Consider the following 13,560-nt stretch of genomic DNA (forward strand, 5'->3'; position numbering starts at 1 on the left):
GATGTCTTTAATTAACTTATATCGCATGCATTCTATTTTAGGTGGTTTAAAAGTGGCAATTAGCCCTAAGATATATGTAAAAGACCCGGAAACTTCAGAGCTGGGTAAGAAAATTATTGAAAAAAGCATACTTTTGATTGATGAAATTGGGTTTGATAATTTTACATTCAAAAAGTTAGGTGACAAAATTGGCTCTAATGAAAGTTCAATATACCGATACTTTGAAAACAAACACAAATTATTGTTGTACCTCACTTCTTGGTATTGGGGGTGGATTGAAATCAAGTTGGTATTAACCACCAACAGCATAACCAATCCTCAAGAAAAATTGGTAAAAGCTCTCGCCATTGTAACCGAGGAGGCAAGCGAAGACAACAATCATCCGCACATCAATGAGGTGGTTTTGAGTAGAATTATCATTTGCGAATTTTCTAAATCCTACTTAACCAAAGAGGTTGACGAAGAAAATAAAGAAGGGTATTTTTTAATTTACAAAAGAGTTATTACCCGATTAATTGAAATCATATGGGCCGTAAACCCCAATTACGCTCACGCCAAAAGTTTGGCATCTATGGTGGTTGAAGGGGCTTTACACCAACATTTTTTGAAGAATCACTTCAAGTCTATAACCAATTGCTCTGAAGCGATTTCTCCAACAGACTTTTTTACCGAATTAGTAGTAAAACAATTAAGTCATTAAACTTACAATGAAAAAAGAATCTAAAGAATTATCGCCGCTCAAACGTTTTGTCAGCCTGTTAAAGCTTGATAAAAAAGACATTTATCAAGTTTTATTTTACGCCATTTTTTCTGGAGTTGTGAGTTTATCTCTTCCCTTGGGTGTACAAGCCATTATCAATCTTATTCAAGGCGGAAGAGTAAGTTTATCCTGGATAATACTTGTTTTGGTTGTTATCATAGGGGTAAGTTTTAACGGTATTTTGAAACTCATGCAACTTCGAATCACAGAATCGATTCAACAGAAAATTTTCATTCGTTCTGCTTTTGAGTTTGCGTATCGCTTCCCAAAAATCAAATACACCGAATTTAATAATGCTTATCCGCCGGAATTAGCCAATCGTTTTTTTGATACTTTAACCGTTCAAAAAAGTGTAGCCAAATTGATATTGGATTATTCCGAGGCTGTTTTACAAATTATTTTCGGATTGCTTTTGCTTTCGGTTTACCATCCTCTATTTATATTATTTGGACTTTTGCTCTTTGTCGTTTTGTATTTGATTTTCAGGATATCATTTTCAATTGGTCTTAAAACCAGTCTTAAAGAATCCAAATACAAATACAAAGTGGCTCATTGGATACAGGAAATTGCCCGAAATTATTTTGGGTTTAAAAACCAAACAGAAGCCGAGTTTGCTTTAAAAAAAACCGACACTTATGTGGGTGAATATTTAAGTTCAAGAGAAAAACACTTCCAGGTAATTAAAAAACAATTCATTCAACTGGTAGGTTTTAAAATTGTAATTACTGCAGGCTTACTTTTAATTGGAGGATTTCTGGTAATCAACCAACAGCTCAATATTGGGCAATTTGTTGCTGCAGAAATTATTATTCTTTTGGTAATTAACTCGGTTGAAAAAATCATCATTGGACTTGAAACCTTTTATGATGTTTTAACCTCGGTTGAAAAAATTGGTCAAGTGGTTGATCTTGAAATTGAAGACGAACAAAATCAAGAAAAAAGAACCCATTGTTACACCAACCTTCAATTTGAAATTGATCAATTGAGTTACAGTTTTCCCGATTCGGCCAAAAAAGTACTTAACGCTATAAGTTTGAAAGTCAACCAAGGCGAAACTATATTTATAGAAGGTAAAAACGGCTCCGGAAAAAGTACGTTTCTCCGAATTTTGGCCTGTCTTTTAGAACCGAAAACCGGAAGTATATACATTAATGATGAAAATTACACCAAAGTAAACAAAGCACAATACCGTTCACAAATTGGAATAGTAACCGCCGGACAAACTACGTTTGAAGGCAGTGTTTTGGAAAACATAACTTTTAAAAGTGAAATGATTTCAAACGAAAGATTAAAGTGGGTTTTAGATAAAATCAAACTCACCGAAGAAATCAAAAAACTGCCCAATGGATTGGATGAAGTTATTTTAACCGATGGAAAACAGCTTTCGTCATCTACTACCCAAAAAATTCTTTTAGCTCGAGCCATTGTATCCAATCCAAAAGTTTTGTTTCTGGAAGATCCATTTGACAAAATGGATACCGAATTAGCCAATGAAATCATCGATTTTATCTTAGACCCTTCTCACAAATGGACGGTGTTTGTGATTTCAAAAAATCCGTATTGGAAACAAAAATGCAAAAGAACCCTAGTTTTAGAAAAAGGTAAATTAATCTCAGATTCGTAAAGGTATGTTGAATATAACTAAAAATAATTTACACGACAAATTGGATTTGAATCGGTTCAAAACCATACAATCCTTGAGCACAAGGCCTTATTTTAAAATGTTCAACAAATTATTAATAGGGTTCTTAATTGGCAGTATATTGTTCTTGTTGTTACCCTGGACACAAAACATTCAAGGTACGGGGTATGTTACAACCGTTTCCCCGGAACAAAGACCACAAACTGTTCATACGGCCATTGCGGGTAGAATAGAAAAATGGTATGTTGCCGAAGGTCAATATGTAAAAAAAGGGGATACAATTTTATTTATATCAGAGATCAAAGAAGATTATTTTGACCCCAATTTGGTAGCCAATACCGAAAGTCAAATGAAAGCCAAAATGCTCTCTGAAGGGTCCTATGAAGAGAAAGCCAAATCATTGGCCAATCAAATTTCGGCTATAGAAAGAGAACGCATTCTCAAATTGGAACAAGCCCGTAATAAAATAGAGCAATCTCTACTTAAGGTACGAAGTGACAGCATGGATTTGGAAGCTGTTAAAACCCAACTCAAAATTGCTCAAACCCAATACAAACGATCACAAGAATTGAACGAAAGAGGGTTAAAAGCGGTAACCGATTTGGAAGAAAAACGACTAAAATTACAAGATGCCGAAGCCAAAATTATAACGCAACAAAATAAATTCTTAGCCGCAAAAAACGAATTGATAAATGCACGTGTGGAAATCAACCGCATTACGGCTGAATACACCGATAAATTATCTAAAGCTCAAAGTGATCGATTTACCGCTTTAAGTAGTCAATTTGATACCGAAGCTCAAGTTAATAAACTCCAAAACCAAGTTACCAATTATAAAATCAGAAACGAACTGTATTATATCAAAGCTCCTCAAAACGGTTATGTAAACAGAGCTTTACAGTCGGGTATTGGTGAAACCATAAAAGAAGGAACACCTATTGTGAGCATAATGCCGGCCAAATATGATATTGCCGTAGAATCCTTTATAGATCCCATAGATCTCCCACTCATACACAAAGGCGAAAAAGTTAGAATTTGGTTTGACGGTTGGCCAACCATCGTTTTTAGCGGATGGCCTAATGCTTCTTATGGAACATTTGGTGGAGAAATTGTAGCCGTTGAAAACTTTATAAGTACCAATGGTAAATATCGCGTATTAATTGCTCAAGACCCAAAAGACAAACCGTGGCCAAAACAACTTAGTATTGGTGCAGGTGCTCACACATTTGCCTTATTGGACAATGTCCCTATTTGGTATGAAATTTGGCGAAAATTAAACGGATTCCCACCTGATTTTTATACTCCAAAAGCACAAAATGAAACGGCAAAAAAATAAATCCATCATGAGAAAATTCTTTGTATTGGGTATCCTTTTCATTTCAAATTTGGGAATGAGAGCTCAAGATTCAAAAACGACCTTAGATTCTATTATGACTTTGGACGCCTATCTGGGTTATGTAAAACAATTTCACCCTCTGGTAAGACAAGCCAATCTGGAGGTGAATCAAGCTCAAGCCGGAATTATAGCTGCTCGCGGAGGATTTGACCCGAAAATAGAAGTAGATTACGAAAACAAACAGTTTAAATCAACTGAATATTTTTCGTTACTCAATAGTACATTTAAAATTCCCACTTGGTACGGTATTGAAATTAAAGCCGGATTTGATCAAATGGAAGGAGTGTATCTAAACCCACAAAATACTGTTCCCGCCAACGGCTTAACTACTTTGGGTATTGCGGTTCCCGTGGGTCAAGGTTTACTTATAAATAAAAGAATGGCCGACCTGAAAAAAGCCAAAATATACAACAATTTATCCCAAGCAGAACGCGATTTGGAAGTAGCCTCTATATTGCATCAAGCGGCAAACAGTTATTTTAATTGGTATCGAAATTACACCGAATACGAATTGTATCAAACCTTTTTAAACAACGCTCAAATTCGGTTTAATGGAATTAAAGGGCTCATACAACAAGGAGACCGACCGGCCATTGATAGTATTGAAGCCGGAATTTTGGTAAAATCGAGAAAATTAAGTTTGGAACAATCCCGATTAAAACTTTTGAAATCTAAATTGGAATTATCCAACTTTTTATGGTGGGATAATTTGGTTCCTTTGGAATTACAAGACAACATTGTACCTGAGAAAGAATTGGATAAAAAAGTAGAAAATACGCTCAAAACCAACGGTTTGCTTTTTTCGGATTTGGACATGGTAAATCATCCAAAAATAAAAGCCCTACAAAACAAGTTGGAAATTTTGGAAGTAGACAAACGATTGAAAGGCGATTTACTTAAACCCCGGATAGATTTGAATTACAATTACCTTTCGGAACCCGAATTTATCCAAGACTTTAACACCGTAAATTACAAATACGGTGTCAATTTTAGTTTCCCTCTTTTTCTGAGAAAAGAAAGAGGTAATTATAAAATTGCCAAATTGAAAGTTCAAGATGCCAATTTAGAGTTAAATTTGGAAAATCAAGTTTTACAAAACAAAATAAAATACCAATTGGAAGAAATCCAATCTTTGAAAGAACAAATTCGAATTCAAGATCAACTAGTTGCAGATTACAATACGCTATTGGAATCTGAGGAACAACTCTTCTTCTTTGGCGAAAGCTCTATATTTTTAATCAACGCTCGTGAAAATACATTTTTGAGCAGTAGTTTACAACAATTAGATGCTCAAATTAGGTATTGCGTTTCCAATGCCGATTTATTCAAATTATTGGCCAATCCAAATTAAAAAAGTCAAATGTTTCCATTTGACTTTTTTTGACTAACTAACTCTGATTAACCTATGAGTTGTCTGATTTCCATCAGCTCATAATATGATTTTTCTATCCATTCTCTGTGATTGGGATGAGCAATTTTAACCATTTCGGCTACCCGTTGTTTTAGGGTTTTACCATACAAATTGGCAATACCATACTCGGTAATAATATATTGAACGTGAGATCGGGTGGTAACAACACCGGCTCCTTGTTTCAAGAAGGGCACTATTCTGCTTTCCCCTCTTCGGGTTTGTGAAGGCAAAGCAATGATAGCCTTTCCTCCTACACTTAGAGACGCACCTCGAATAAAATCCATTTGCCCGCCTACACCGGAATACATTTTTCCTCCAATAGAATCGGCACAAACTTGACCGGTAACATCTACTTCTATTGCCGAATTGATAGCAACCATTTTGGGGTTTTTGCGAATTCGAGCCGTATCATTTACAGCAGATGACTCTTTCATTTCTATAAATGAATTATCATCTACAAAATCATACAAGCGTCGCGAACCCATTAAAAATGTAGCCAAAACTCTTCCTCGAGTTGTCCCTTTGTAATTGCAATTAATTACATCTTTTTCGATTAAATCTATTACACCGTCTGAAAACATTTCGGTGTGCAATCCTAAATCTTTGTGATTTCCCAATTTACTCAAAGCAGCATTAGGTATAGAACCAATTCCCATTTGGAGCGTACTTTTATCTTCAATAAGCGAGGCGATAAACTCACCTATTTTTTCTTCTTCGGGAGTAAATGCTTCTATTTCGTGAGTAAAAATAGGTTGATTTACATCTACCAGATAGTCTATTTCAGATTCATGCAAAATACCATCACCAAACGTTCGAGGCATTTGAGGATTAACCTGAGCTACAACAATCTTAGCATTTTCAATTGCAGCCAAAGTAGCTTCTACAGAAACCCCCAAGGAACAATAACCGTGTCTATCCGGTGGAGAAACGTGAATAAAAACAACATCTAAAGGGAGTACATTTTTGCGAAATAAATTGGGTAACTCACTCAAAAAAACCGGAGTGTAAGAACCATTCCCGGCTTTTAAAGTATGTCGCACATTGGCCCCAATAAAAAAGGAGTTTACATGAAAACTAGATGCCAAATCGGGGTGGGCATATGGAGCTTCACCTTCGGTATGCAAGTGGCATATTTCGACATTTTTTAATTCTGAAGCTCTTTGCGTCAAGGCTTTTGACAATACAGATGGAGTAGCAGCTGCAGCTTGTAAATAAACCCTGTCTCCGGATTTAACCACTTTTACAGCTTCTTCTGCGGTAACATATTTGCTCATAATTCCTAAATTTTATACAAAGATAAGGGCGTTTAATCAATTAAAAACTGACATTTCTCATAGTTTTTACCATTTTTAGCCCTGGTAGGGGACGTAAAGTCTTTGCTGTATTGAGGCGTTTTTCTAAGGGCAGAAAAGAGCCCCGATTGCTATCGGGATTGCTCACTTTTTTGCCCAAGAAAAACGGCCTCAATACAAAAAAGCTTACAGTGAATAACAGGAAATAGCTTCTGAAAAAAACCATAAAATTGTGTACCTTTGTGCCTTTAAAATTTGAATATGATTATCCCAAAAACACGAGAAGAAATTGAGTTGATGCGTGCGAGTTCACTTTTGGTTTCCAGAACACTTGGCATGATTGCTAAGGAAATCAAACCGGGTGTAACGACTTTATATTTAGACAAACTGGCCGAAGAATTTATTAGAGATCACGGTGGTGTACCGGCTTTTTTGGGGTTATACGGTTTTCCAAACTCGTTGTGTATGAGCCCAAATGCTCAAGTGGTTCACGGTATTCCGAACAGCAAACCTTTGGAAAGTGGCGATGTAATTTCGGTGGATTGCGGGGTATTAATGAATGAATTTTATGGAGACCATGCCTATTCTTTTGAAATTGGCGAAGTGGCTCCGGAAACAAAAAAATTACTGAAAGTAACCAAAGAATCTTTGTATGTTGGCATTAGACAATTTAAAGCCGGCAACCGCGTAGAAGATGTTGGAAATGCCATTCAGACGTATTGTGAATCACACGGATATGGAGTAGTTAGAGAATTGGTTGGACACGGTTTAGGAAGAAAAATGCACGAAGACCCCGAAATGCCAAATTATGGTAAAAAAGGCCGAGGTAAATTATTTGTAGAAGGAATGGTTGTGGCTATTGAACCCATGATTAATATGGGAACCAAAAACATCAAACAACTTAAAGACGGATGGACCATTTTGACAGCCGACATGAAACCCAGTGCTCATTTTGAACACAATGTAGCGTTGATTGATGGGAAACCGGAGTTGCTTTCAACTTTTCAATACATTTACGATGCATTAGGAATTGTAAGTAACGAGGAAGAAGAGTTTAGAAGTAAACCCTTGGTAAAGAACTAAAACCCACTACAATTATTCTGGTTTTCGTTTCGCTTTTTTACAATTATTTATACTTTTGATTAAAATCTAAAACATGGGTCACATGAATTGTAAAACTTGCGAAATCGATCTTGCTCAAAATGCAAAGTTTTGTTCCAACTGCGGTTCAAAAATTGTAAACGATAGACTTTCTTTAAAAGGAACCTGGGAAGAATTTATTGGCCCTTTTTTTAGTTGGGACAATAATTTTTGGAGAACTTTTTTGGGAATGTTTACCAACCCCAAAGCCGTTTTAGAAGCCTACATTAGCGGAGCTCGAAAAAAATACTTCCAACCCTTTTCGTACATTGTTTTGTATGCTACGCTTGCCGTTTTTTTCTATAAATTTTTCCCAATGCAATCGGTTATAGATTATTCTGAAGGATTTACCAACGGAATGAATGCTTCAAACAATACCCAAAATGTTCCTCAATTTGACATGAGTAAGTTCATGGATTCTATGATGAATTATTACAATTTTATAGTACTTTCTCTTTTACCGTTATATGCACTAACCAGTTATTTGATATTCTCCAAAAGAGGACACAATTTTTTTGAGCATTTGGTATTTAACAGTTACATTCAAACCAATTTAGGCTACATTTCGCTCATTTTACAAGTAATTATGGTGACGTTACTGGAAATGAATTTCATGAGCTACGCCTATATCTATTTTCTAATTTTTATTTTATTTACTTTATACACGTTAAAAAAATTGTACCTTTTAAACTTTAAACAAACCCTGTTTTCCGGAATAAAATACCTCGTTTTATTTGTTTTATTGTATTTTGGAATCATCGTTGTGCTTTCGGTTATTTTTGGAATCATATACGCTATCACAGTTTTGAAATGAAAAAAATATTCAAGTTTATTCTCAATACCGTTCCTAGGCCTCTTTTGATTCGATTGAGCTATATAGCCAGACCTTTACTTGCTTTTGCACTTAGGGGAAATCGGTTTACCGATCCTATTGATGGGAAAAGTTTTCGGATATTTTTGCCTTACGGCTATGGGAAACAACGCAACAATGTACTATCTCCGAGTACGCTTTCTCTAGAAAGACATCGTTTGTTATGGTTGTACTTGAACCGCGAAACCGACTTTTTTACAGCTCCCAAAAAAGTATTGCATTTTGCTCCGGAGCAAGCATTTTACAAACGTTTTAGAATGCAAAAAAATTTGGAATATACCACAACCGATTTGTTTTCTCCCTTAGCAGATGTAAAGGCCGATATTTGTAATTTACCGTTTGAAGATAATTGGTATGATGTGATTTTGTGTAATCACGTTTTGGAGCATATTCCTGATGATACCCAAGCCATGCAAGAATTGTATCGCGTTTTAAAACCCGGTGGAATGGGAATATTTCAAATTCCGCAAGATTTGTCCCGAGCGGTAACATTTTCGGATGATTCTATTACAGATCAGAAAGAACGAGCCAAAATTTTTGGTCAATACGATCATGTTCGCATATACGGCAGGGATTATTTTGACAAATTAAGAAGTATTGGTTTTAAGGTTATTGAAGAAGATTACACAGCAAAAATTCCACCGGAAATGGTAGAGAAATATTGCTTGGCAAATGGTGAAATTATTCCGGTTTGCTTCAAATAGAAATACAAATAAAAAAATGCCTAGAATAAAAACTCTAGGCATTTTTGTTTAAGATAAAATTTATTACTCCGGCATCAATATAGCTATCACCTTATCTTTAGAAAGATATTTTTTGGCTACAGCTTGAATTTGTTGGGGTGTTATGGCATCAATTCGTTGTTCAAAAGATAAAATCTCGTCAATAGAACTATCATTAGAGAAAGCTCTTGTAAAATTGGCCATCCAATAATTATTCTGTTTGATTTTTTCTTTGTAATCCAATTTTTCAGATTCTTTGAATTTATTTACATCTTTTAAATCGGGACCGTTTTCGATAATTTTGTTTAATTCTCTTAATGCCGATTGAGTTAAAGTTTCGGCATTTTCAGGCCCACAAGGGAAATTGATTGTGAAATTGTAACTGCCATTTGGTACTTTGTTCATACTGCCTCGTGCACTGGCACCATATACTCCACTTTCGTTCTCACGAAGTTCTTCGATTAGTTTAATAGTTAAAACTTCACCGGCAGCTCGCAAAGCTAAAGCTTCGGTAGCCTCATATTTGGCATCACCATAAAACATGATGTTAACTGTACTTTTAGGATCTTTCCCTTTATTGACTACCTTTTTTAAATCGCCACGTAACATTCTGTAACCTAAATCTACAGCTTGTTCTTTGGTGTTTGAAGCCGGTAACGAAGCTAAATAACTCGTAACAAAATCCTCTAATACAGCTTCATCTAAATTTCCAACAAAGAAGAAATGAAAATCGGCTGCATTGGCAAATCGTTCTTTGTATTTGGCATAAGCCAATTCGTAGCTTGTATTTTCCCACGCTTTTTCATCTGGTAAAATACCATTAAACCTAGGATTATTTTGATTTAAATAGGCGTAAAGTTCTTGTTGAAAATGCATAGTGGGCATAGCTTTCATATTGGCCATAAATCCGTTTTGTTTGATTTTAAAACTTTCAAAAGCTTCTTTATCAAAATTCAAATCGGTAAAATAAGCATATACCATTTGGAACAAATATTCCAAATCTTTAGGAGATGCCGAGCCTCTGAAACCTTCTTGAGTACCCCCAACATATGGATTCACACGAGCAATTTTTCCCGTCATGAACTTGTTGATATCATTTAATTTCATGCCTGAGAATCCCGCTTCGGTAAGACCGCCCATAGCCCACTGTATTTTGGCATAATCTTCGTTTGAAATAAGATTTGTACCTCCAAAACTTAGGGCTTCAAATAAGATTTCATCGTTTTTGAAATCGGTTTTTTTGAAAGTAACTTTGGCTCCATTAGACAAAGTCCACGTTTTAGAACCAACTTTATCATTGGACTCTCTTTGGGTTATGGAACCTTTTTTTACGGGATTTCGCAACAAACTTTCAGCCACATCCTCATCTACATAGGCTTTTAATGAACTTGGATCTACAGTAATAGAAGCCAAAACTTCTTCTTCTGTTGGTTTTTTCAACCCTTCTTTTTCCGGACCGGTTAAAACAACTACACGATTATCATCTTTGATATACCCATTAATCAAGGCATTTGTTTCTTGCACCGTAATTAAGGGTAACATTTTTTGCATGGTTGTAAAAGTCCATTCAATTCCGGGAATGGGATTGTTTTCTAAGAAATTACTTTGGTACTGCCATACAAAATTTTCAGACTCCATTTTGTCTTTCTCTTTAAATTGTTGTTCCATTTGAGAAAGGAATTCCGTTTTGGCACGATCTAATTCCGATTGAGTAAAGCCAAAAGCTTTCACTCTTTCGTTTTCTTGAACTAAGACTTTTAAAGCTTCCAATTGTTTATCTTGTGGCACCATAGCAAAAGACTGAAAAGCATTTTTTGTTTTGGCAAAGGTTCCTCCGTAATAAGAGTAACCATAAGTAAAAGGTGGATTTGGTGCGTTTTGAAGTTCACCTAATCGGTTATTTAGCATGGTTGAAAACAAACCGATTACCAATTGTTCTTTAAAATCACCTATTGTTTTTACTACTTTGGGCTCTTTATAATCTTTGTATAAAAGTTGTACTTGAGTGTAGGCAGCTTCGGGATCACTTTCTACTGCAACAAATGTTTCTTTATGGTTGGGCACATCAAATTTTGCTCTGGGTTTTTCGTTTTTTGGGTTTTTGTATGACGAAAAATGAGTAATGATTTTTTTCTCCATTTCGGCTACATCTATATCCCCAACCACAATCACACTCATTAAATTGGGTCGGTACCAATCTTTGTAAAAACTAACCACTTTATCGTAAGTAAAGTTTTCCAAAATTTCTTTTTGACCAATAGGCAATCGTTTTGCATAATGTGAATTATACATCATTTTAGGCATAAATCTACCCATCATGCGTTTATCAGCACCCAGACCGATGCGGTATTCTTCAAGAACAACACCACGTTCTTTATCAATTTCTTCGGGAGTTAAAGTGGTATTAAATGCCCAATCTTCCAAAATTTGAAATCCTTTGGATAACTTTTCTGGATCATTTGATGGAATGGGTAAAAAATAAACGGTTTCGTCAAAGCTGGTATAAGCATTTAAATGTTGACCAAACTTCACACCAATACTTTGTAAATAATCTACCAAAGCATTTTTTGGAAAGTTTTTGGTGCCATTAAAACACATATGTTCCATAAAATGAGCCAAACCTTGTTGGTCGTCATTTTCCAATATAGAACCGGCATTAATCACAAGTCTTAAATCAACTTTGTTTTCCGGTTTTGCATTTTTTCTGATGTAGTATGTTAGACCATTTTTTAATTTCCCTACTTTTACAGAAGGATCTTTGGGAATAGGACTGTCTAACTTTAGCTCCTGTGCCAATACCAATGATGGCAACGCTAAAAGAAATAGAAATAGTTTGTTAAGTTTTTTCATATGAAGTATTTAAAGTATTAAAACTATACTAAAACTTCATTAATCACAACATATTGTGTTTTCTTTAACGAAAAAACCTACTTTTAGAATCATTCTAAAATAAGACTTTCAAAATTAGGGGTTTTGAATTGTTGGATTGTATTCTGCTCATCGGTATAAATCAACAACACATACAAATCATTTCTATCTTTTAGAAAAGCTTTAGTTTGTTCTATGTCCATCACCATAAAAGCGGTTGCATAACCATCTGCATCTATACATTTTTTTGATAAAACGGTCGCACTTAATACCTTACTTTGCTGTGAAAGTCCGGTTTTGGGATTGATAATGTGAACAAACTTTTCACCGGTAAGCGAGTCGGTTTTTACTTTTCGATAATTTCCGGATGTAGCCATTCCAAGATTTTCCAACTTAATTTTTGCAATCAAAATGCGATTTTCCGGAGATTGAGTGGGATCGTCAATTCCAACAACCCAATTTTTATTTTCAATCGTATTTTTACCAAAAGCTACAATTTCTCCACCAATTTCTACTATACCGTTTTCAATGCCTTTTGATTTTAAAAAATCTACCACCACATCTACCGAATAGCCTTGGGCAATCGCATTGAAATCAAAATAGGTTTGTGGAAATTTTTTTGAAATCGTTCTGTTTTCATTCAATCGAACTTTATCAAAACCCACATACTGCAATAAACTGTCTATTTTTGCAGAATTTAAATCGATCTTCTGCTTTTTAGGACCAAATCCATAGGCATTAACCAAAACCCCAATTGTAGGGTCAAAAAGACCTTTCGTTTCTTTATAAATTCTGGAAGAAACTTCAACTGTTTTTACAAAAAAATCATCGACTACAATTGTAGAATCCCCATCATTAATTTTGGAAATTTTAGAGTCGGGTCTATAGGTTGAAAGCGATTCATCAAAAGCTAAAAGCAACGAATCAATAGCTTTTTTGGATACCAATTCTGAAGAACTGATATACTTCACGGCATACGTACTTCCTTGAGCCTCTCCTTGGATGATTATAATTTGATTTTTTTCTTCCTTTTGGCACGCGACAAAGCATAATACAAGTAAAAATAGACTAACTAATTTCTTTAATTCCATTGTAGTTGATGATGTAATCTTCATTTTTCAAAAGTGGTTTTTCAAAATCGGCAGCATTAGCAATGCCTACACCGGCATAAAGTACTTTGGCTTTTAATTTTTGGGCATGGCGTTTAAACGTTTCCATCCATAGCACATCATAATCCTCCGGATTATCCGGATAATTATACACGGTTACCAAGACAAAATGTAAGGTATTAGTAGGTTTATCAACGCACACAAACTGAGGATGTCGTTTTAATTGACTGTTTACGGCTATAAACTCAAAACCTTTGGTTTCAAGATCTTTTCCCACGTGATTCATGGCGATGTTATGTAAATCTTGTTCTGACAATACTTCCATGCTGTAAAAGTAAATAGAAATTAA

11 protein-coding genes are annotated in these 13,560 nt (G+C 35.2%); 7 read left to right on the top strand and 4 right to left on the bottom strand.

What is annotated here, in order from left to right; translation table 11 throughout:
• Positions 1–25 precede the first annotated feature (25 nt).
• Genes V7M80_RS08030 through V7M80_RS08045 form a run of 4 tightly spaced genes read left to right on the top strand, consistent with a single transcriptional unit; the run spans position 26 to position 5,149 of the window.
• Complete coding sequence (locus V7M80_RS08030) at positions 26–700, top strand: TetR/AcrR family transcriptional regulator (RefSeq protein WP_333695308.1); 675 nt, start codon at positions 26–28, stop codon at positions 698–700.
• Positions 701–707: 7 nt separating this feature from the next.
• Positions 708–2,384 (top strand): peptidase domain-containing ABC transporter, encoded by a 1,677-nt coding sequence (locus tag V7M80_RS08035; protein WP_333695310.1) that lies wholly within the window; start codon positions 708–710, stop codon positions 2,382–2,384.
• A 4-nt stretch (positions 2,385–2,388) separates the two neighbouring features.
• Positions 2,389–3,738 (top strand): HlyD family secretion protein, encoded by a 1,350-nt coding sequence (locus V7M80_RS08040; RefSeq protein WP_333695312.1) that lies wholly within the window; start codon positions 2,389–2,391, stop codon positions 3,736–3,738.
• Between the two features lie 7 nt (positions 3,739–3,745).
• Positions 3,746–5,149, top strand: a complete 1,404-nt coding sequence (locus V7M80_RS08045; protein WP_333695313.1) for a TolC family protein — start codon at positions 3,746–3,748, stop codon at positions 5,147–5,149.
• 47 nt (positions 5,150–5,196) lie between these two features.
• On the opposite strand, the gene V7M80_RS08050 is transcribed toward V7M80_RS08045, so the two are convergent.
• Complete coding sequence (locus V7M80_RS08050; protein WP_333695315.1) at positions 5,197–6,483, bottom strand: acetyl-CoA hydrolase/transferase family protein; 1,287 nt, start codon at positions 6,481–6,483, stop codon at positions 5,197–5,199.
• A gap of 279 nt (positions 6,484–6,762) precedes the next feature.
• On the opposite strand from V7M80_RS08050, the gene map reads away from it, so the two are divergent.
• From map to V7M80_RS08065, 3 genes are all read left to right on the top strand, one after another.
• Positions 6,763–7,584: a type I methionyl aminopeptidase gene (map, locus tag V7M80_RS08055; RefSeq protein ID WP_333695317.1), complete on the top strand. Its 822-nt coding sequence runs from the start codon at positions 6,763–6,765 to the stop codon at positions 7,582–7,584.
• Positions 7,585–7,666: 82 nt separating this feature from the next.
• The gene (locus V7M80_RS08060) at positions 7,667–8,455 is read left to right on the top strand and encodes a DUF3667 domain-containing protein (protein ID WP_333695318.1); all 789 of its coding nucleotides are present in this window, start codon (positions 7,667–7,669) and stop codon (positions 8,453–8,455) included.
• Positions 8,452–9,216 (top strand): class I SAM-dependent methyltransferase, encoded by a 765-nt coding sequence (locus V7M80_RS08065; RefSeq protein WP_333695319.1) that lies wholly within the window; start codon positions 8,452–8,454, stop codon positions 9,214–9,216. The genes V7M80_RS08060 and V7M80_RS08065 overlap by 4 nt, the downstream gene beginning before the upstream one ends.
• Positions 9,217–9,279: 63 nt before the next feature.
• Here V7M80_RS08065 and V7M80_RS08070 read toward each other — a convergent pair whose 3' ends face one another.
• The 3 genes from V7M80_RS08070 to V7M80_RS08080 all read right to left on the bottom strand — a co-directional run bounded on the left by V7M80_RS08070 (position 9,280) and on the right by V7M80_RS08080 (position 13,536).
• Positions 9,280–12,084, bottom strand: a complete 2,805-nt coding sequence (locus V7M80_RS08070; protein ID WP_333695320.1) for a M16 family metallopeptidase — start codon at positions 12,082–12,084, stop codon at positions 9,280–9,282.
• 89 nt (positions 12,085–12,173) lie between these two features.
• Positions 12,174–13,217, bottom strand: a complete 1,044-nt coding sequence (locus V7M80_RS08075; protein WP_333695321.1) for an FAD:protein FMN transferase — start codon at positions 13,215–13,217, stop codon at positions 12,174–12,176.
• Entirely contained in the window at positions 13,171–13,536 is a 366-nt protein-coding gene (locus V7M80_RS08080) for a Na(+)-translocating NADH-quinone reductase subunit F (RefSeq protein WP_333695322.1), read from the bottom strand. The genes V7M80_RS08075 and V7M80_RS08080 overlap by 47 nt, the downstream gene beginning before the upstream one ends.
• Between the last annotated feature and the right edge of the window lie 24 nt (positions 13,537–13,560).

Source organism: Flavobacterium sp. (assembly GCF_036759525.1).
Classification (GTDB): domain Bacteria; phylum Bacteroidota; class Bacteroidia; order Flavobacteriales; family Flavobacteriaceae; genus Flavobacterium.